This is a genomic window from Pseudomonas sp. LF-5, assembly GCF_037626295.1.
Taxonomy (GTDB): Bacteria; Pseudomonadota; Gammaproteobacteria; order Pseudomonadales; family Pseudomonadaceae; genus Aquipseudomonas; species Aquipseudomonas monsensis.
In genome coordinates this window covers 300,187-318,423 of the sequence record NZ_JARKMT010000003.1, presented here as the reverse complement: position 1 = coordinate 318,423, position 18,237 = coordinate 300,187, and the positions used below count along the sequence as shown (strand labels likewise).

The following is an 18,237-nucleotide window of genomic DNA, read 5'->3' as shown; positions in this document are numbered from 1 at the left end:
GCTCGCCCACCCGGGCAGCGCGCATATTGCATTCGCTCCGAGGAATACCATGGCCCGCGTAACCGTTGAAGACTGCCTGAACCACGTGGAAAACCGTTTTGAACTGGTCATGCTGTCCACCAAGCGTGCCCGTCAACTGGCCACCGGCGGCAAAGAGCCACTGGTCCAGTGGGAAAACGACAAGCCGACCGTTGTCGCCCTGCGTGAAATCGCTGAAGGCCTGATGAGCTACGAGTTCATCGCCGAGCAGGAAATTGTCCATGAAGACCCGGTCTTCGCCGCGTTCGAGGACGAGTCCAACGAGGCCGTCTAAGCCTATGCCTGGTCGACGTAGCACGGCGCGGGAACACAGCCTACGGCAGGAGTCATCATGCCGAGCATAGACGCCCTCGCCGATCGCTTATCGACCTACCTCGGCAATGACCAGGTCAACCTGGTCCGCCGAGCGTATTTCTACGCCGAACAAGCCCATGACGGTCAGCGCCGTCGCAGCGGCGAGGCGTACGTCACGCATCCTCTTGCGGTGGCGAATATCCTTGCCGACATGCACATGGACCATCAGAGCCTGATGGCCGCGATGCTGCATGACGTGATCGAAGACACCGGTATCGCCAAGGAAGCGCTGCAAGCGCAGTTCGGTGAAACCGTGGCCGAACTGGTCGACGGGGTCAGCAAACTGACCCAGATGAACTTCGAGACCAAGGCCGAGGCCCAAGCCGAAAACTTCCAGAAAATGGCCATGGCCATGGCGCGCGACATTCGCGTGATCCTGGTCAAACTCGCCGACCGCCTGCACAACATGCGCACGCTGGAAGTGCTGTCCGGCGAAAAGCGCCGGCGCATCGCCAAGGAAACCCTCGAGATCTACGCGCCCATTGCCAACCGGCTGGGCATGCACGCCATTCGTATCGAATTCGAAGACCTCGGCTTCAAGGCCATGCACCCGATGCGTTCCGCGCGGATCTACCAGGCGGTCAAGCGCGCCCGGGGCAACCGCAAGGAAATCGTCAACAAGATCGAAGAATCCCTCGGCCACTGCCTCGCTATCGACGGCATCCAGGGCGAAGTCAGCGGTCGTCAGAAACACCTCTACGGCATCTACAAGAAAATGCGCGGCAAGCGTCGGGCCTTCAACGAGATCATGGACGTCTATGCGTTCCGGATCATCGTCGACAAGGTCGATACCTGCTACCGCGTACTAGGCGCTGTACATAATTTGTACAAACCGTTGCCGGGACGTTTCAAGGATTACATCGCGATCCCCAAAGCCAACGGCTATCAGTCGCTGCACACCACGCTGTTCGGCATGCACGGCGTGCCGATCGAGATCCAGATCCGCACCCGCGAAATGGAAGAGATGGCCAACAACGGCATCGCTGCCCATTGGCTGTACAAGTCCAGTGGTGACGAGCAGCCCAAAGGCACCCATGCCCGCGCCCGTCAGTGGGTCAAAGGCGTGCTGGAAATGCAGCAACGCGCCGGCAACTCGCTGGAATTCATCGAGAGCGTGAAAATCGACCTGTTCCCGGACGAGGTCTACGTGTTCACGCCAAAAGGCCGGATCATGGAGCTACCGAAAGGCTCCACGGCGGTCGACTTTGCCTACGCGGTGCATACCGACGTCGGCAACAGTTGCATCGCCTGCCGGATCAACCGTCGTCTCGCGCCGCTGTCCGAACCGCTGCAAAGCGGCTCCACGGTCGAGATCGTCAGCGCACCGGGCGCACGGCCGAATCCGGCGTGGCTCAACTTCGTGGTCACCGGCAAGGCGCGCACGCACATCCGCCATGCGCTGAAACTGCAACGCCGCTCCGAATCCATCAGCCTCGGCGAGCGCCTGCTGAACAAGGTGCTCAACGGCTTCGACAGTTCGCTGGAGAAGATCCACGCCGAGCGCGTCAAGGCGATGCTCGCCGAGTACCGTCTCGAACTGATCGAAGATCTGCTCGAAGACATTGGCCTGGGTAACCGCATGGCCTATGTGGTCGCCCGCCGCCTGCTTGGCGAAGGCGAACAGTTGCCAAGCCCGGAAGGCCCACTGGCGATTCGCGGCACCGAAGGCCTGGTGCTCAGCTACGCCAAGTGCTGCACACCGATCCCGGGCGACCCGATTGTCGGCCATCTGTCGGCAGGCAAAGGCATGGTCGTGCACCTGGACAACTGCCGCAACATCAGCGAAATCAGACACAACCCGGAAAAATGCATCCAGCTCTCGTGGGCCAAGGATGTCACCGGCGAATTCAACGTCGAACTGCGCGTCGAGCTGGAACACCAGCGCGGCCTGATCGCCCTGCTGGCCAGCAGCGTCAACGCGGCCGACGGCAATATCGAAAAAATCAGCATGGACGAACGCGATGGTCGCATCAGCGTCGTGCAACTGGTGGTCAGCGTCCACGACCGTGTGCACCTGGCCCGCGTGATCAAGAAGCTGCGCGCCCTGACCGGGGTCATTCGCATCACCCGCATGCGTGCATAACTCACACCTAACAAGGAGTCATACATGACCAAGACCGTTATCACCAGCGACAAGGCCCCAGCCGCCATCGGTACCTACTCCCAGGCGATCAAGGCCGGCAACACCGTCTACATGTCGGGTCAGATTCCTCTGGACCCAAAAACCATGGAACTGGTTGAGGGTTTCGAAGCCCAGACCGTCCAGGTGTTCGAGAACCTCAAAGCCGTGGCTGAAGCCGCTGGCGGTTCGTTCAAGGACATCGTCAAGCTGAACATCTTCCTCACCGACCTGAGCCACTTCGCCAAGGTCAACGAGATCATGGGCAAGTACTTCGACCAACCATACCCGGCCCGCGCCGCCATCGGCGTTGCTGCCCTGCCAAAGGGTGCGCAGGTTGAAATGGATGCCATTCTGGTCATCGAGTGATGCGCACGGCGCGGCCTGATACGCCGCGCCGACTGCTCAGCAAGAAAAGGTTTTGAAAGGATTCCACCATGCGCAAAGCGCTAGCTCTCCCGCTGCTCGCCATTTTCCTCGGCGGCTGCGCCAGCAACCCTGCCGACCGTGACATCAGCGGCACCTGGATCAATCAGGTGGCGATCGATGCCGCTGCCAAGGGCGGCCCCCTGCGCGAAGCGCTTCAGGCTTACGGCCCGAACCTTGAGTGGGACATCAACACCAAGGCCGGCCAGGCCCGCTACACCAACGGTTTCGAGAACGTCGAAGGACGGCTGCAGGGCGAACAGTCCGGCGCCTGGAAAGTCGACTTCTATGGCAGCTCCAGCAGTGAGCTGAAACGCGACGGCGGCCGGATGAAACAAGCGGCCACCGAGAACGAGCCCGACCAATTGTTCGACCGCGCGCAAATCCCGGTGCCGGAAGGCGCGCCAATCGGCGCCAGCTTCGAACGCGCACTGTATTCGGCGTATCTGGGCGGCAGCTGGAAGATTGCCAGTGGCGACGGCGAAGGCAACACCGTGCAGTTCCAGGCTGACGGCCAGGTTTCCGGCCTGCCCGGCGCTGACCGCTATGCGCTATGCCTGGCGGGCGACTGCGCTTCGATGAACAGCGACCACGACAGCATGTGGCTGCAACTCAACGGCCAGGGCAACAACTGGATCTTTGCCCGCAAAGGCAGGGCACTGGAGATTTTCCAGGCAGTGAACACTGCATTGGCGGATGAAATGCCGCAGTTCACCCCCGGTGAGCGCAAGTGGTTGCTCGAAAAGCAGTAACCGCACCTGGGAGCAACACATAATCCTGTGGGAGCGGGCTTGCCCGCGATGAGGCCAACAGACTCAACACTTTAGTTGACTGCCAAGCCGCCATCGCGGGCAAGCCCGCTCCCACAGTCGTGTGTGGTGTTCAGATGTCAGCATTGACCTTCAAGAATCGCGGCATAGCCCTCGCGATAAGTCGGATACGTCGGCGTCCAGCCCAACGCTTTGGCCCGGGCATTGCTGCAGCGCTTGCTGCCGGTGCGACGCACGCTGGCGTCTTCCGCCCATTCGGTAACCCCAAGATAATCACGCAGCCAGCCCACCACCTCGGCCAACGGTGCCGGGGCATCGTCGACGCCGATGTAGAAATCCTCGAGTTTCACGCCCTGCCGATCCTTCTCCAACAGGAACGCTAGCAATCCGGCCGCGTCGTCAGCGTGAATCCGATTGCCATACAGCGGCGGCTCGACCGCCACGCGATAACCGCGACGCACCTGAGTCAACAGCCACTCACGGCCCGGGCCGTAGATGCCGGTCAGGCGCAGGACGCTGGCCGGAATGCCACTGTTGAGCGCCACTTGCTCGGCTTCGAGCATCAATCGCCCCGAGTAACCGGTCGCAAGCGTTGCGGAATGCTCGTCCACCCATTCGCCATTCTGCTGGCCATAAACACTGCTGCTGGAAACAAAAATCAGCCGCTCCGGCACCTGACCATAGTCGCCCAACCAACTCAGCACGTTCTGCAAACCCTGGACGTAAGCCGCGCGATAACCGGCCTCGTCGTGATCGGTGGCGGCTGCGCAATACACCAGGTAATCCACCGCACCCACCGGCCAGGTCGCCGGGCAATCTTCACTGAACAGGTCACCCGCGACGCCGATCACGCCGTCGGGCAGGCGCGAAATGTTGCGGCGCAGGCCATGAACCTCCCAGCCGGCGTTCAACAATTGCGTAGCCAGACGACTGCCGACATCACCACAACCGGCAATCAAAACAGAAGGCGCGGACATCAGAAAACTCCCATCGGAAAGGAACAGACTAGCCCCGGCGAAGGACGAACGGCTAGCAATCGAGGAAAAAAAGATACTCTATTACTTTTGTTAACAAGAATTACTTGCAATAATGCACGCCACTTTTGTTCTCGGCCTCACGAGGCCTGGAAGAGCAGCAACGTTTTTCTATCTCAGGTCCGGCCAGCATGACACGTAATCAAACCTCCGCTTCGCCAACCAATCGACCTCGCGCCTGGAGCACCGTAGCGGCTCTGCTGCTCAGCCTGATGCTGGCACCGACCGCCGCTTTCGCTGACGCTCAGGCACCCGCCACTCCAGCCGCCACCGAGCAAAGCGCACCTGCCGCCCCTCCGGTTGCCCCGGCCGCTACCGATCCGGTGCAGGCTGTCGATGCTGCCGATGTCCCTGAAGTCCTCGAAGCCGACAACTCCCTGGGCATGGCCCACGACCTGTCGCCTTGGGGCATGTACCAGAACGCCGACATCATCGTGAAAATCGTGATGATCGGTCTGGCCATCGCTTCCATCCTCACCTGGACCATCTGGATCGCCAAAGGCTTCGAGCTGATGGGCGCCAAGCGTCGTCTGCGTGGCGAAATCGCCGCCCTGAAAAAAGCCGCCACCCTTAAAGAAGCCAGCGCCACGGCGGCGAAGGAAGGCACCCTCGCCAACCTGCTGGTGCATGACGCCCTCGAAGAGATGCGCCTGTCGGTCAACAGCCGCGAAAAGGAAGGCATCAAGGAACGCGTCAGCTTCCGTCTCGAACGTCTCGTCGCCGCCTGCGGTCGCAACATGAGCAGCGGCACCGGCGTGCTCGCCACCATCGGTTCCACCGCGCCGTTCGTCGGCCTGTTCGGTACCGTGTGGGGCATCATGAACAGCTTCATCGGCATCGCCAAGACCCAGACCACCAACCTTGCCGTCGTCGCGCCGGGCATCGCCGAGGCGTTGCTGGCCACTGCACTGGGTCTGGTTGCAGCGATTCCAGCCGTTGTGATCTACAACGTGTTCGCCCGCTCCATTGCCGGTTACAAAGCGCAGGTGTCCGATGCCTCGGCGCAGGTGCTGCTACTAGTCAGCCGCGACCTCGACCACCAGCCTGAGCGCAGCAGCTCGCAACCGCACATGGTGAAAGTGGGGTAATCGGCCATGGGCCTGCATTTGAAAGAAGGCGCAGACGACGATCTGGCCGAGAACCACGAAATCAACGTCACGCCGTTCATCGACGTGATGCTGGTGCTGTTGATCATCTTCATGGTGGCCGCACCGTTGGCCACCGTCGATATCAAAGTCGACCTGCCAGCCTCGACCGCCAAACCGGCGCCACGCCCGGAGAAACCGGTGTTTCTCAGCGTCAAGGCTGACCAGCGCCTGTACATCGGCGACGACGAAGTCAAAGCCGACACCCTTGGCGCCGCGCTCGATGCCAAGACCAAAGGCAAGAAAGACACCACCATCTTCTTCCAGGCTGACAAAGGCGTGGACTACGGTGACCTGATGAGCGTGATGGACAAGTTGCGCTCCGCCGGCTACCTGAAGGTCGGTCTGGTCGGGCTTGAGACGGCTGCCAAGAAATGATCACGACGCGCCATAAGCTGACGCGTTACGGCGGTAGCCTGGCCGTGGTGCTGGGCGTGCATGCGCTGGCCATCGCGCTGGCGCTGAACTGGACCGCCCGCCCGCCCATCGAACTGCCACCGCAGGCAATGATGGTCGAACTGGCACCGGTTCCGGCACCGCCACCGCCGGCTCCGCCGAAAGTCGTCACACCGCCGCAGCCGCCGGCTCCGGTGGAAGAATTGCCGATTCCGAAACTGGCTGAAGCACCGAAAGCCGAAATCGCGGTGCAGAAACCCAAGCCGAAGCCAAAGCCTAAACCGCCGAAGCCGGTCGAGAAAAAGCTGCCTGATCCGCCGAAGGAAAAACCTTCCGAGGAAAAACCGGCCGATACGCCACCGACCCCGGCACCGACGGAGAAATCCGCTGCGCCTGCGCCGGGCCCGTCGCCGGCACAGTTGGCGGCCAAGGCCAGTTGGCAAGGCACCCTGCTCGCACACCTGGCCAAGTACAAAAAGTACCCGCAAAGTGCTCAGGCTCGCGGCAAGGAGGGCTTGAACCGTCTGCGCTTTGTGGTCGATGGCGAAGGCAACGTATTGTCGTTCGAACTGGTAAGCCGCTCCGGCAACGCCGATCTGGACCGGGCCACCCTGGAAATGATCCGCCGCGCGCAACCGCTGCCCAAGCCACCGGCCGACATGTTGACCAATGGCTCGATCGAAATTGTGGCGCCGTTTGTGTACTCACTCGATCGCCGCCGCTAAGAAACACCGCAATACCCTGTGGGAGCGAGCTTGCTCGCGAAGGGGCCAGGTCAGTCAGAGCAGTTTCGTCTGACATACCGCATTCGCGAGCAAGCTCGCTCCCACAGGATGATGTAATAGCCAGCCAAAAAGGCACCGAAAGGTGCCTTTTGCGTATCTGCACGTGGCAAACCCACATTGGCCGGTGTCGCATTCCTCACTCAGTCTGATAACGTGCGTCTATCAATTGCAGCCGGTATGCTTGGCCTGCATCTTCATGGACGCTTGCTATGACCCTCACTGAATTACGCTACATCGTTACCCTCGCCCAAGAGCAGCACTTCGGCCACGCCGCCGAGCGTTGCCACGTCAGCCAGCCAACCCTGTCGGTGGGCGTGAAAAAGCTTGAAGACGAACTCGGTGTGCTGATTTTCGAGCGCAGCAAAAGCGCCGTGCGCCTGACCCCGGTCGGCGAAGGCATCGTCGCCCAAGCGCAAAAGGTGCTGGAGCAGGCGCAAGGCATTCGTGAACTGGCCCAGGCCGGCAAGAACCAGTTGACCGCACCGCTGAAAGTCGGCGCGATCTACACCGTCGGGCCGTACCTGTTCCCGCACCTGATTCCACAACTGCACCGGGTCGCCCCGCAGATGCCGTTGTACATCGAAGAAAACTTCACCCACGTGCTGCGCGACAAACTGCGCAACGGCGAGCTCGACGCGATCATCATCGCCCTGCCGTTCAACGAAGCCGACGTGCTGACCCTGCCGCTCTACGACGAGCCGTTCTACGTCCTGATGCCGGCCCAGCACCCGTGGACACAGAAAGAAACCATCGACGCCGGCCTGCTCAACGACAAGAGCCTGCTGCTGCTCGGCGAAGGTCATTGCTTCCGCGATCAAGTGCTCGAAGCCTGCCCGACCCTGACCAAAGGCAACGACGGCGCCAAGCACACCACGGTCGAATCCAGCTCGCTGGAAACCATTCGGCACATGGTCGCCTCCGGCCTGGGCATCTCGATCCTGCCATTGTCGGCCGTCGACAGCCATCACTACGCCCCCGGCGTCATCGAAGTGCGTCCGCTGTCACCACCGGTACCCTTCCGCACCGTGGCCATCGCCTGGCGCGCGAGCTTCCCGCGGCCGAAAGCCATCGAGATCCTCGCCGATTCCATTCGCCTGTGTTCGGTGGCCAAGCCAGCGGCACCGGTCACCGCCGGTTAAGCGAGCGTCATGACGGAGCTGTCGCAAGTGTCGGTGACGGCACTCAAGGGTGTCGGCGAAGCCATGGCCGAGAAACTGGCCAAGGTCGGCCTGGAGAACCTGCAGGACGTGCTGTTCCACCTGCCGCTGCGTTATCAGGATCGCACCCGCGTGGTGCCGATCGGTGCGTTACGGCCGGGTCAGGACGCCGTGGTCGAAGGCACCGTCAGCGGTGCCGACGTCGTCATGGGTCGCCGTCGCAGCCTCGTTGTGCGCTTGCAGGACGGCACCGGAGGCTTGAGTCTGCGCTTCTACCATTTCAGTAACGCGCAGAAAGAAGGCCTCAAGCGCGGCACGCGGGTTCGCTGCTACGGCGAAGCCCGGCCCGGCGCTTCAGGGCTGGAAATCTACCACCCGGAATACCGCGCCATCACCGGTGACGAACCGCCGCCCGTGGATGAAACCCTGACCCCGGTCTACCCGCTCACCGAAGGCCTGACCCAGGCGCGTCTGCGCCAGTTGTGCATGCAAACGCTGACGATGCTCAAGCCGGCCACCCTGCCCGACTGGCTGCCGACCGAACTGGCGCGCGACTACCAACTGGCGCCGCTGGCCGATGCGATTCGCTACCTGCACAACCCGCCCGCCGATGCCGACGTCGATGAACTGGCCCTCGGTCATCACTGGGCCCAGCATCGCCTGGCCTTCGAAGAGCTGCTGACCCATCAGTTGTCCCAGCAACGCCTGCGTGAAAGCATGCGTTCATTGCGCGCACCGGCGATGCCAAAAGCCACGAAGCTGCCGCCGAAATACCTGGCCAACCTCGGCTTCAACCCGACCGGCGCGCAACAGCGTGTCGGCAACGAAATCGCCTACGACCTCAGCCAGCACGAACCGATGCTGCGGCTGATTCAGGGCGACGTCGGCGCCGGTAAAACCGTGGTCGCCGCCCTCGCCGCCCTGCAAGCGCTGGAGGCCGGTTATCAGGTCGCGCTGATGGCGCCGACCGAGATCCTCGCCGAACAGCACTTCATCACCTTCAAGCGCTGGCTCGAACCGCTGGGCATTGAAGTCGCCTGGCTGGCCGGCAAGCTCAAGGGCAAGAACCGCGTCGCCGCGCTGGAGCAGATCGCCAGCGGCACACCGATGGTGGTCGGCACCCACGCGCTGTTCCAGGACGAAGTGCAATTCAAGAACCTCGCACTGGTGATCATCGACGAGCAGCACCGCTTCGGCGTGCAGCAACGTCTGGCACTGCGGCAGAAGGGCGTTGGCGGGCGCATGTGTCCGCATCAACTGATCATGACCGCCACGCCGATTCCGCGCACGCTGGCGATGAGCGCCTACGCCGACCTCGACACCTCGATCCTCGACGAATTGCCGCCCGGGCGCACCCCGGTCAACACCGTGCTGGTCACCGACACCCGCCGCGTCGAAGTCATCGAACGGGTGCGCAGCGCCTGTGCCGAAGGGCGTCAGGCCTATTGGGTGTGCACGCTGATCGAAGAGTCGGAAGAGTTGACCTGTCAGGCCGCCGAAACCACCTTCGAAGACCTCACCGCCGCCCTCGGCGAGCTGAAAGTCGGGCTGATCCACGGGCGTATGAAACCTGCGGAAAAAGCCGCAGTCATGGCCGAATTCAAGGCCGGCAACCTGCAACTGCTGGTCGCCACCACGGTGATCGAAGTCGGCGTCGATGTACCCAATGCCAGCCTGATGATCATCGAAAACCCCGAGCGCCTCGGCCTCGCACAACTGCACCAACTGCGCGGCCGGGTTGGCCGGGGCAGCGCGGTCAGCCATTGCGTGCTGCTCTACCATCCTCCGCTGTCACAGATCGGTCGCCAGCGCCTGGGCATCATGCGCGAGACCAACGATGGTTTCGTCATCGCCGAAAAAGACCTCGAACTGCGCGGCCCCGGCGAAATGCTCGGCACCCGCCAGACCGGCCTGCTGCAATTCAAGGTTGCCGACCTGATGCGCGACGCCGACCTGCTCCCTGCCGTCCGCGACGCCGCGCAAGCCTTGCTGGAACGCTGGCCGACCCACGTCAGCCCGTTACTCGACCGCTGGCTGCGCCACGGACAGCAATACGGCCAAGTGTGAGCACCGTCGCAGTTTCTGAACCCCCGTTCCAACCAAGCTGGTTATACTCCTGCAATTGTTTCAAAAACGGATACAGACCATGACTGACGCAGCCCTCGCCCCCGAACTCCCGCACGCGCCGTCTGTAATTCGGCTGCTGCTCGGCAAGCTGGGTATCGCCTACGAAGAGGTGCTCGACCACCACGGTCTCAATGCTTCGCGCAAGGTACAAGCCGTGTTGCTGGACGATGCCGTCGGCGCGCTGATGGTGCTGTTTCCGCAGAGCCAGTTGCTGGACCTCAACCGCCTCGCCGAACTCACGGGCCGTCGCCTGACCGCCGTCTCGACCGATCGCCTGGAAAAAATGCTCGGCAAACACAGCCTGAGCCTGCTGCCGGGCCTGCCGGCACTGACCAGTTCGCCGTGCCTCTACGAAGAAAGCCTGCTGCGTGAGCCGAAGTTGCTGATCAACTCCGGCGAGCCGGGCCTGCTGCTGGAAATCGCCAGCGAAGACTTCAAGACCATGCTGACCAAGGCCAGCGCCGCCAACTTTGGCGAAGCCCTGAGCAGCATCCGCCCGAACCTCGACCGCCCGGACGATGACCGCGAGGAAATCACCCAGGCCGTGCAGGCGTTCACCGCGCGGCGGATTCAGCAGCGTCTGGAAGCGACCATCGAGATTCCACCGCTGGCCGAAACCGCGCAAAAAATCATCAAGCTGCGCGTCGACCCCAACGCCACCATCGACGACATCACCGGCGTCGTTGAAACCGACCCGGCGCTGGCCGCGCAAGTGGTGAGCTGGGCGGCGTCGCCGTACTACGCCTCGCCGGGCAAGATCCGTTCGGTGGAAGACGCGATCGTCCGCGTGCTCGGTTTCGATCTGGTGATCAACCTCGCGCTGGGCCTGGCCCTCGGCAAGACCCTGAGCCTGCCCAAAGACCACCCGCAACACACCACACCGTACTGGCAGCAGTCGATCTACACCGCCGCCGTCATCGAAGGCCTGACCCGCGCCATGCCGCGTGCCCAGCGCCCGGAAGCCGGCCTGACCTATCTGGCCGGCCTGCTGCACAACTTCGGCTACTTGCTGCTGGCCCACGTGTTCCCGCCGCACTTCTCGCTGATCTGCCGTCACCTGGAGGTCAACCCGCACCTGTGCCACAGCTACATCGAGCAACATCTGCTGGGTATCAGCCGTGAACAGATCGGCTCGTGGCTGATGCGCTACTGGGACATGCCCGACGAATTGGCCACCGCCCTGCGCTTCCAGCACGACCCAAGCTACGACGGCGCCTATGCCGAATACCCGAACCTCGTCTGCCTGGCCGTACGCCTGCTGCGCGGTCGCGGCATCGGCTCCGGCCCCGACGAAGACATCCCCGACGCCCTGCTGGAACGCGTCGGCCTGACCCGCGACAAAGCCAACGACGTGGTCAGCAAAGTCCTCGAAGCCGAAGTTCTGCTGCGCGAACTGGCCTCGCAGTTCAGCCAGGCCTAAACGCATCGCGGGCAAGCCTCACTCCCACAAGATCAACACAATCCCTGTGGGAGCGGGCTTGCCCGCGATGAATCCAACCCAATTTACCTGTCTGACACAAAACCTGTGGTGAGGGGATTTATCCCCGACCGGCTGCGCAGCAGTCGCAAACCCAGCCAACAGTGTGTGTCAGATATATCGAGGTCTCAGGTTTTGGGGCCGCTGCGCAGCCCATCGGGGATAAATCCCCTCGCCACAACAGCCCTTCTACTCAAGCCTTAGGCTTGGCCTTCCTCGGCTTCAAATACTTCATCAACCCCTGAAACCACATCACCAGCGCCGGATTGCCCTTGAGCTGGATCGACTTGTCCTGAATCCCCTGCATAAACGCCGGTTTCTTTTCCTCGAAACACCGACGTTCAACACAAAAAATCCTAAATCCGAGGTCTATGGCTTTAGCACATTATGAATAACTTGCGTTATTCACCGCCCATTAGGTAATTTACTCTTTGGATAGCGGCATTACGCCAGCTGCACGTCGACATTTTGACGGCTTACAACGTTTTACGAAAATTCGCTTCAATCGGAGAAAAACAAAAACATTGAATAGGTAATGATATGAACATTTCATGCTTATCGAACTATTCGAAAAAAACCGAACTAGACCTTGTGTCGAACCTAGAAAATCATACAGCTTGCTCCAGCGACATCCTAAGCTATCAATTAGAACATAAACTACGAAATCAATTTAATTACAAACACGCAAAAAATTAAAACGCCGGCAAAAAAAAATAACAATCTGAATTCAATCAAGGAATAGAAAATGCGAATTCTCCATATCTCCGACTTACATATAACCAATAGCGCAGATCACGCAAGAACTATAGACGCGTTATGCAAAGACATAACGGCGGAAAACAACAAAAAAAATATTGACGCGATACTGTGCACCGGAGATATAGCTAACAGAGGTGACACATCCGAATCCGCGATAGCTGCCCAAGAAACAGTAATAAAGAAGATACTTAACTCTGCGAACACGTCCGTAGAATTTATTTGCTGCCCAGGGAATCACGATATAAACTTAAAAGCTAGAGAAGATATTTACGAATCTATATTTTCAAGTTTAAAAAACTCCGAAGATGCAAACAAGCTAATTGAAAACCTACTCAACAAAGGCAACAAAGCTATTTGGGGGCATTTAGATGGTTATATCGAGCTATCAAAAAAAATCGACCCTACATCATATAAAAACAACATACTTTTCACTACCAAAGCCTTAGAATTCAAATCACTGAAAGTTGGGATAGCCTCACTAAACAGCACATGGCGCACTTTCGGCGGCGGAAACAAAGATAGAAATAATCTATACTTAGGTGAAAGACAAATCGAACTCGCATTAAACGAAATACATGACTGCGACATAAAAATTGCTCTCATGCACCATACCCTAGACTGGCTTGCACCCGACGAAAAGAATAGAATCCAAAGAACATTAGCTACAAATTTTGATGCTTTACTTTGCGGACACAATCACAACAACAACGCAGGACATACGACATCAACATTAGGAAACCTATTCATTAGTAACACTGGATGCATTTACGAAAGCAGAGATCATTATAACGGTTACTCTATTATTGATATCTGCAGCGCAACCAACACTTGGCGAATAGAGGCCCGAGAATACTACAGCCAACGAAATGTATTTGACATCTCACCTAGATTCGCTGAAAACAGCATTTTTGAGTTCGATTTTTCAAAAAAGCATGGCGCACAAAAAACAGCAATTTCAAGCATGGCAATAAATGCGGCGCTAGAAAAGGCTAACTCCAAACTATTATCTTTCTCTGCATCCGATGTCGCCCCTAAACATTTGTCTTCAATTTTTGTCGAGCCGCCACTGGCAAAAAGAAGCGAAAAAAAAATAGCGACCAGTGAAAGTTTAGATACGGATAACAGTGATGAGTTTGTAAGCCTTCACAGTCTATCTCAAGAAAAAATAGACATCATGTTTATTGGAAAGAGGGAGTCAGGCAAATCAACCCTACTTAACTACATTGCTGTAAACCGATTCATGGAATTTCATGGCAATGCCAGGATCGGTCTATTAATTGACATTTCAGTTCTTGCCAAGCTTACAATCGCAGCCATTATCACTCAGGCCATTGAATTCATAGGTAATGAAATCACTAAAAGAGAACTCATCAGCTTATTAGATAATGGTGAAGCTCTTGTGATTTTTGACAGCTTCAATATCCACAATGCATCACACCGAAAACTCATTGAAGAGTTCAGAGATAAATATCCAGCCCCACGTTATATACTGGCGACTAACGAAGAAGTCCAAGACAACCTAACTCTCGAAAAACTACCATCATTAAGCAAAAACCCTACTCCGATATATATTCATTCATTCAAAAGAAAACAGACCAAAGAATTAGTTCGAAAATGGTTTGGTGAGCACGACCAAAATTCTGAAGAAAAATTTGCCCTAGTAAAGAAGTTACTATCAAAACTTAATGTCCCCCAGACACCTTTCCTAGTATCCATTCTGTTGTGGGTTATAGAGCAACAACCCTCTGCAAAGCTGATAAATCAGGCCTCAGCGATTGAAGCTTTAATTTTCGGACTATTGGAAAAATTTACAGAATCAAAATCCAGATCCAACTATGATTCGAATATACAATCACACTTTCTTTCCGAGCTTTCCACTACCATGGACGAGGAAAATATTGAATGGAAAGATTCTAATGAGTTTGAAATATTTGTTTCGTCTTATTTTAAAAAACGCGGCTTAGCCGATCCTTCGAGAGGATTTACCGAAGAACTTTTAAGAAAAGGTTTGTTATACGAGAGCAATCAAAAAATCACTTTTAAATTTGACTGCTTTAGAGCTTTTTTCTTAGCCAATAAGCTTGCGGACAGTAAAGAGACATTAGAAAAAGTTTTGACACCAACATCTATCGCCAAGTACACAACGGAACTCGATCTGTTAACAGGCCTACATCGAGACCGTAAAGACATTCTTAATTTAGCAAGAGAGTGCTGTCATCAATTACTAGCTTCATCTGAATTCGAAATTGACATCTCGTTATTTGAAACCCACGGCAAAGAACTGGGCATCTTCAACCAAGAGGAAACTTTAACAAAAATTGAGGACGATTTTTTAAACGTACCCATGGATGACGACGACAGGGCAAAATTTATCGAAGAGACAGAAGTCCCATCGAAAGCGTCCATTGACCATGATCATGCGAGACAAAGACATCCTGCTGCACCACTATCTAGTCAAATGCACTTCATTGGCGCATTGAGAGCATACTCAAATATATTAAGAAATAGCGAATTAATAGATGACGTTGAGCTCAAAAAGCTTTGTCTCAATGACGTTCTAACTATGTGGTCAAAAATTATTGTTTCAACAACAAACTACTTAAATGGAACGACAGCGGAAGACCTTCCAGATGAAATACAGACACATGGCTCGCTGACACCCAGCCAGTTTAAAGTTTTTGCAAAACTGATGATCCCGCAACTGGTTTCTTCTTTGATGGCGGAATCTTTAGCCACTCCGAAGCTTGAAAGCTTTATTCTGACAGAAACTAATAATCCGAGTCAGTGCATTAGCTTCCTATCCACAATGCTAACAATAGAAAATTTGAACACGCACAGTATAAAAGCAATACGAAAACTTCTCAAAGACTCTGGCAACAACAACATCACCACCCAGGCGTTGTTCATTAGGCTCTTGACATTGTATTATTTTGAAGCACCAAGTAGCTCACTAGATGCTATAAGAGACTGTATTGGCGAGGCATTTAACGTACTTCGCGGCTCGTCGAATAACGAAAGGTCAGTAATGAAAGGAAAATTCCTACAACACATCGATGAAAAACGCGCTACTAATCTCGAAGATGATGAGATTGCCTAACGGTCAACAGCGTCCACGATGGCAAAAAACTATTACGCAAAGCTTTTAACATCCACCAGTCATATCCCCTACTTAACCAAGTGGGGGATTGTCCTGCGGCCGAAAAGCTTTGCTCCATTTCCACTGTTCGAATAACAGACTCAAGCCTTGGGCTTTGCCTTCCTCGGCTTCAAATACTTCATCAACCCCTGAAACCACATCACCAGCGCCGGATTACCTTTCAGCTGGATCGACTTGTCCTGAATCCCCTGCATAAACGCCAGCTGCTTGTTCTTCGCCTGCATCGTGGCAAAGCCATAACCCGCATCTTTAAACGCAATCGCAAACGCCGGCTCCGCCACCACACCGGACTTGCTGGTGATGCGCTGATTCTTCACCACGAAATGCCGCGCCACTTTCCCGTCCAGCGTCTGCAGCTGAAACACCAGATCCTTGTCACCCAACTGCTGCTGGAACGCAGGATTTGTCCGACTGGCCTTACCCATCAACAAACCCATCATCCACAGAAGAAAACGAAATTTCATGCGCACAGCCTCAAAAGGAAAATGAACGGCCGGGGGAGTGTAAGGGATTCGGACGATAACGCCAGTATCTGCCGCTGTTGGAAGAGGATGCTGGTCATTTCCCGCACGATGACCACCAAGTCACGATTCTGCAAGCAACGTCCTACATCCGTTGAAACACTTCCCTGTAGGAGCTGGCGAAGCCTGCAATCTTTTGATCTTCCGGCCCGCGAATCTATGGGAAATTTCCTGCAAAGTGCCGGGCTGTCCATGAACTAGGCGAGTTGGTGCGATGTGGATAGGCTCTGTGGGTCGCCGCAAAATCGGTGGCCGGATGTGCAAGTCCGAACTCGGGGAAATCAATTAACTGCTCAGGATTTACACCGATGACCGATGAAACATTCAGCACTGAATCAACCTCGCCCTACGAATCCCCAAACTCGAAGAAATTCCACGAAGCCGCCGAGCGCGCCCTCGACCATCACTTCAAGCCGCCCACCGAACCACATACCAAACGCGAAACGGGCCTCTTCAGCCTCTCCCCTGGCACCGACGCCGAGGCTCTCATGGCCAACGCCTCGGAAGACCTGCTGTCCATCAGTGTCATCGCCTGCGACCTCGCCGACGACCTCCCCGGCTCCCGCCGCTCAGTGGCACTGGCTCTGAGCAGAATGGCGGACGGGGTGCGATTGATGGTGGAAGGGATGCTTGATCACATTGAAGCGAAGAGCATGGCGGCCAAGCCGTAGCGAGATTTGCGGATAAACAAAGGGGACGTTAAGTCCCCTTTCTGAATATTCCCTGCTTCACCACTCGCAACCTGTTTCAGGTTTCGCATCCACGTTGTAATCGTTTTCAAACGAATACTTCTTTGCGGATTTGTAATTCGTATACGACATCGCATCAACCCGGCCACCCTGAGTGACCATCTGATACTCACCTGTCAGTGCGCCATCAACTACTTCAACCCAAGTTGTCGTGTACTGGTAGGGCCGGCCATACACGAGCTCTTCTTGTTCAGTACTGCGATGAACCAGCCCAATAGCCTGTTTCGACTTGCTGTACTTGACGCCAGCACCGCTCCATTTGGCGACAGAGTCGTAATAGGTTCTGAATTCAAAATTTATGGGTTTGCCTTCGTAGGAGCGGAAGCAAAAAACCTCGGTCGTGACCTCGCTATGAGCCGCCAGAGGAACGAAAACGAGCAACGCAGAAAACAATGCAGACGAAAATTTCAAACCGAACATTCCTTTAGCGGTTTCAGGGGTATCAGCAAACTATTCAAACCTGTTATGCACCAGGCTCAAGCGCGCCACACTTCAGCTCTTTGATTTGCTCGCTCTGAATCGGAATCACACAGGCAAGGCGCCTCTCTCCGAGCCCACGAAGCTCCGTCAAACTGAGCGTCACGTGCAACCCATCCTCGGCAAACGCATGATCCTCAAACCCGGCATCGGCATAGTCCGTCCAAAATGCCTTGCCCTCGAAACTGCAAAAACGCTTGGAGGACAGCACCCTCCAACCGCCGTTGGGCGCCAGTATCTGGACCGTCAGGCATGGGCTGCCAAAGGTGCTGACATAACGTGCCACGACATCGCCGAAGCGCTGGGAGCCGGACAGGTACACCTTGTTGAGATCAACTACATTACCCGGCTCATCAGCGACGATCGTGTCCAGATAAGCCGCACGCTCCAGACTCATTCTGGCCACGCAGTTGTTGATCGTCGTGACATGCGCTGCCACCCCAGGCTCGATTTCCGTGGCTTCAAGCGGGCAGGTGGTGTCGCGTAGCTTGATCCAGGCGCGCTGGGATTCTCTGGCCATGGCGACCAGCGCTTTACCCTGCTCAGGGTCACGCGCTTGTTGAGCCTCAAACCGTCCCAGCAGTTTCTTGTAGCTGGCATTGAGTTGCGTGTCGGCTTCCTTGCGGGCTGCCTCCACGCACCGATCGACCTGGGCGCTCACGGTGATTTCTTTGCAGTCGTCCTCGGCCATCGCGCAGGAGGCAAACAGGCATCCAAAGGACAACGCGATAAAACGCGCAAACAT

At 56.5% G+C, this 18,237-nt stretch carries 16 protein-coding genes and 1 pseudogene; 12 read left to right on the top strand and 5 right to left on the bottom strand.

The window, feature by feature from the left end; translation table 11 throughout:
* The first annotated feature begins 49 nt into the window (after nt 1-49).
* From rpoZ to PseuLF5_RS13435, 4 genes are all read left to right on the top strand, one after another.
* Nucleotides 50-313: a DNA-directed RNA polymerase subunit omega gene (rpoZ, locus tag PseuLF5_RS13450; protein ID WP_123469860.1), complete on the top strand. Its 264-nt coding sequence runs from the start codon at nt 50-52 to the stop codon at nt 311-313.
* A gap of 57 nt (nt 314-370) precedes the next feature.
* The gene (gene spoT, locus PseuLF5_RS13445; RefSeq protein WP_123469862.1) at nt 371-2,476 is read left to right on the top strand and encodes a bifunctional GTP diphosphokinase/guanosine-3',5'-bis pyrophosphate 3'-pyrophosphohydrolase; all 2,106 of its coding nucleotides are present in this window, start codon (nt 371-373) and stop codon (nt 2,474-2,476) included.
* 24 nt (nt 2,477-2,500) lie between these two features.
* On the top strand, nt 2,501-2,881 hold the full coding sequence (locus PseuLF5_RS13440) for a RidA family protein (RefSeq protein WP_014340863.1): 381 nt from the start codon (nt 2,501-2,503) through the stop codon (nt 2,879-2,881).
* Nucleotides 2,882-2,949: 68 nt separating this feature from the next.
* Nucleotides 2,950-3,690 (top strand): hypothetical protein, encoded by a 741-nt coding sequence (locus tag PseuLF5_RS13435; RefSeq protein WP_128615337.1) that lies wholly within the window; start codon nt 2,950-2,952, stop codon nt 3,688-3,690.
* 137 nt (nt 3,691-3,827) lie between these two features.
* Here PseuLF5_RS13435 and PseuLF5_RS13430 read toward each other — a convergent pair whose 3' ends face one another.
* The gene (locus PseuLF5_RS13430) at nt 3,828-4,685 is read right to left on the bottom strand and encodes an SDR family oxidoreductase (protein WP_186743955.1); all 858 of its coding nucleotides are present in this window, start codon (nt 4,683-4,685) and stop codon (nt 3,828-3,830) included.
* A 188-nt stretch (nt 4,686-4,873) separates the two neighbouring features.
* Between PseuLF5_RS13430 and exbB the strand changes: the two genes are divergently transcribed.
* From exbB to PseuLF5_RS13400, 6 genes are all read left to right on the top strand, one after another.
* Nucleotides 4,874-5,830, top strand: coding sequence for a tonB-system energizer ExbB (gene exbB, locus PseuLF5_RS13425; RefSeq protein WP_340133740.1), 957 nt, complete (start codon nt 4,874-4,876; stop codon nt 5,828-5,830).
* Nucleotides 5,831-5,836: 6 nt separating this feature from the next.
* Entirely contained in the window at nt 5,837-6,265 is a 429-nt protein-coding gene (gene exbD, locus PseuLF5_RS13420; RefSeq protein WP_123469870.1) for a TonB system transport protein ExbD, read from the top strand.
* Nucleotides 6,262-7,008, top strand: coding sequence for an energy transducer TonB family protein (locus tag PseuLF5_RS13415; RefSeq protein ID WP_123469872.1), 747 nt, complete (start codon nt 6,262-6,264; stop codon nt 7,006-7,008). Before exbD ends, PseuLF5_RS13415 begins: the two co-directional genes overlap by 4 nt.
* Before the next feature lie 269 nt (nt 7,009-7,277).
* Nucleotides 7,278-8,207 carry a hydrogen peroxide-inducible genes activator gene (locus PseuLF5_RS13410; RefSeq protein ID WP_007920331.1) on the top strand — a complete coding sequence of 310 codons (930 nt, stop codon included), beginning with the start codon at nt 7,278-7,280 and terminating at the stop codon, nt 8,205-8,207.
* 9 nt (nt 8,208-8,216) lie between these two features.
* The gene (gene recG / locus PseuLF5_RS13405; protein ID WP_186743951.1) at nt 8,217-10,292 is read left to right on the top strand and encodes an ATP-dependent DNA helicase RecG; all 2,076 of its coding nucleotides are present in this window, start codon (nt 8,217-8,219) and stop codon (nt 10,290-10,292) included.
* Between the two features lie 79 nt (nt 10,293-10,371).
* Nucleotides 10,372-11,772, top strand: a complete 1,401-nt coding sequence (locus PseuLF5_RS13400; protein ID WP_123469876.1) for an aminoacyl-tRNA deacylase and HDOD domain-containing protein — start codon at nt 10,372-10,374, stop codon at nt 11,770-11,772.
* Nucleotides 11,773-12,022: 250 nt separating this feature from the next.
* Here PseuLF5_RS13400 and PseuLF5_RS13395 read toward each other — a convergent pair.
* A pseudogene (locus PseuLF5_RS13395) lies at nt 12,023-12,157 on the bottom strand (helicase); the annotation flags it as partial.
* Between the two features lie 417 nt (nt 12,158-12,574).
* Between PseuLF5_RS13395 and PseuLF5_RS13390 the strand changes: the two are divergent.
* Nucleotides 12,575-15,685, top strand: coding sequence for a metallophosphoesterase (locus PseuLF5_RS13390; protein ID WP_340133739.1), 3,111 nt, complete (start codon nt 12,575-12,577; stop codon nt 15,683-15,685).
* Nucleotides 15,686-15,825: 140 nt separating this feature from the next.
* Here the strand turns inward: PseuLF5_RS13390 and PseuLF5_RS13385 are convergent, their stop codons facing one another.
* The gene (locus tag PseuLF5_RS13385) at nt 15,826-16,209 is read right to left on the bottom strand and encodes a helicase (RefSeq protein ID WP_025112696.1); all 384 of its coding nucleotides are present in this window, start codon (nt 16,207-16,209) and stop codon (nt 15,826-15,828) included.
* Nucleotides 16,210-16,574: 365 nt separating this feature from the next.
* Between PseuLF5_RS13385 and PseuLF5_RS13380 the strand changes: the two genes are divergently transcribed.
* The gene (locus tag PseuLF5_RS13380) at nt 16,575-16,937 is read left to right on the top strand and encodes a DUF6124 family protein (protein WP_128614434.1); all 363 of its coding nucleotides are present in this window, start codon (nt 16,575-16,577) and stop codon (nt 16,935-16,937) included.
* 57 nt (nt 16,938-16,994) lie between these two features.
* Here the strand turns inward: PseuLF5_RS13380 and PseuLF5_RS13375 are convergent, their stop codons facing one another.
* Nucleotides 16,995-17,435, bottom strand: a complete 441-nt coding sequence (locus PseuLF5_RS13375; RefSeq protein WP_340133737.1) for a hypothetical protein — start codon at nt 17,433-17,435, stop codon at nt 16,995-16,997.
* Between the two features lie 43 nt (nt 17,436-17,478).
* Nucleotides 17,479-18,237 (bottom strand): lysozyme inhibitor LprI family protein, encoded by a 759-nt coding sequence (locus PseuLF5_RS13370; RefSeq protein ID WP_222834052.1) that lies wholly within the window; start codon nt 18,235-18,237, stop codon nt 17,479-17,481.

Bases quoted from the DNA above. Each gene is read 5' to 3' on its own strand.
- rpoZ (WP_123469860.1), top strand. From the start codon at position 50: ATGGCCCGCGTAACCGTTGAAGACTGCCTGAACCACGTGGAAAACCGT.
- spoT (WP_123469862.1), top strand. From the start codon at position 371: ATGCCGAGCATAGACGCCCTCGCCGATCGCTTATCGACCTACCTCGGC.
- PseuLF5_RS13440 (WP_014340863.1), top strand. From the start codon at position 2,501: ATGACCAAGACCGTTATCACCAGCGACAAGGCCCCAGCCGCCATCGGT.
- PseuLF5_RS13435 (WP_128615337.1), top strand. From the start codon at position 2,950: ATGCGCAAAGCGCTAGCTCTCCCGCTGCTCGCCATTTTCCTCGGCGGC.
- PseuLF5_RS13430 (WP_186743955.1), bottom strand. From the start codon at position 4,685: ATGTCCGCGCCTTCTGTTTTGATTGCCGGTTGTGGTGATGTCGGCAGT.
- exbB (WP_340133740.1), top strand. From the start codon at position 4,874: ATGACACGTAATCAAACCTCCGCTTCGCCAACCAATCGACCTCGCGCC.
- exbD (WP_123469870.1), top strand. From the start codon at position 5,837: ATGGGCCTGCATTTGAAAGAAGGCGCAGACGACGATCTGGCCGAGAAC.
- PseuLF5_RS13415 (WP_123469872.1), top strand. From the start codon at position 6,262: ATGATCACGACGCGCCATAAGCTGACGCGTTACGGCGGTAGCCTGGCC.
- PseuLF5_RS13410 (WP_007920331.1), top strand. From the start codon at position 7,278: ATGACCCTCACTGAATTACGCTACATCGTTACCCTCGCCCAAGAGCAG.
- recG (WP_186743951.1), top strand. From the start codon at position 8,217: ATGACGGAGCTGTCGCAAGTGTCGGTGACGGCACTCAAGGGTGTCGGC.
- PseuLF5_RS13400 (WP_123469876.1), top strand. From the start codon at position 10,372: ATGACTGACGCAGCCCTCGCCCCCGAACTCCCGCACGCGCCGTCTGTA.
- PseuLF5_RS13390 (WP_340133739.1), top strand. From the start codon at position 12,575: ATGCGAATTCTCCATATCTCCGACTTACATATAACCAATAGCGCAGAT.
- PseuLF5_RS13385 (WP_025112696.1), bottom strand. From the start codon at position 16,209: ATGAAATTTCGTTTTCTTCTGTGGATGATGGGTTTGTTGATGGGTAAG.
- PseuLF5_RS13380 (WP_128614434.1), top strand. From the start codon at position 16,575: ATGACCGATGAAACATTCAGCACTGAATCAACCTCGCCCTACGAATCC.
- PseuLF5_RS13375 (WP_340133737.1), bottom strand. From the start codon at position 17,435: ATGTTCGGTTTGAAATTTTCGTCTGCATTGTTTTCTGCGTTGCTCGTT.
- PseuLF5_RS13370 (WP_222834052.1), bottom strand. From the start codon at position 18,237: ATGTTTGCGCGTTTTATCGCGTTGTCCTTTGGATGCCTGTTTGCCTCC.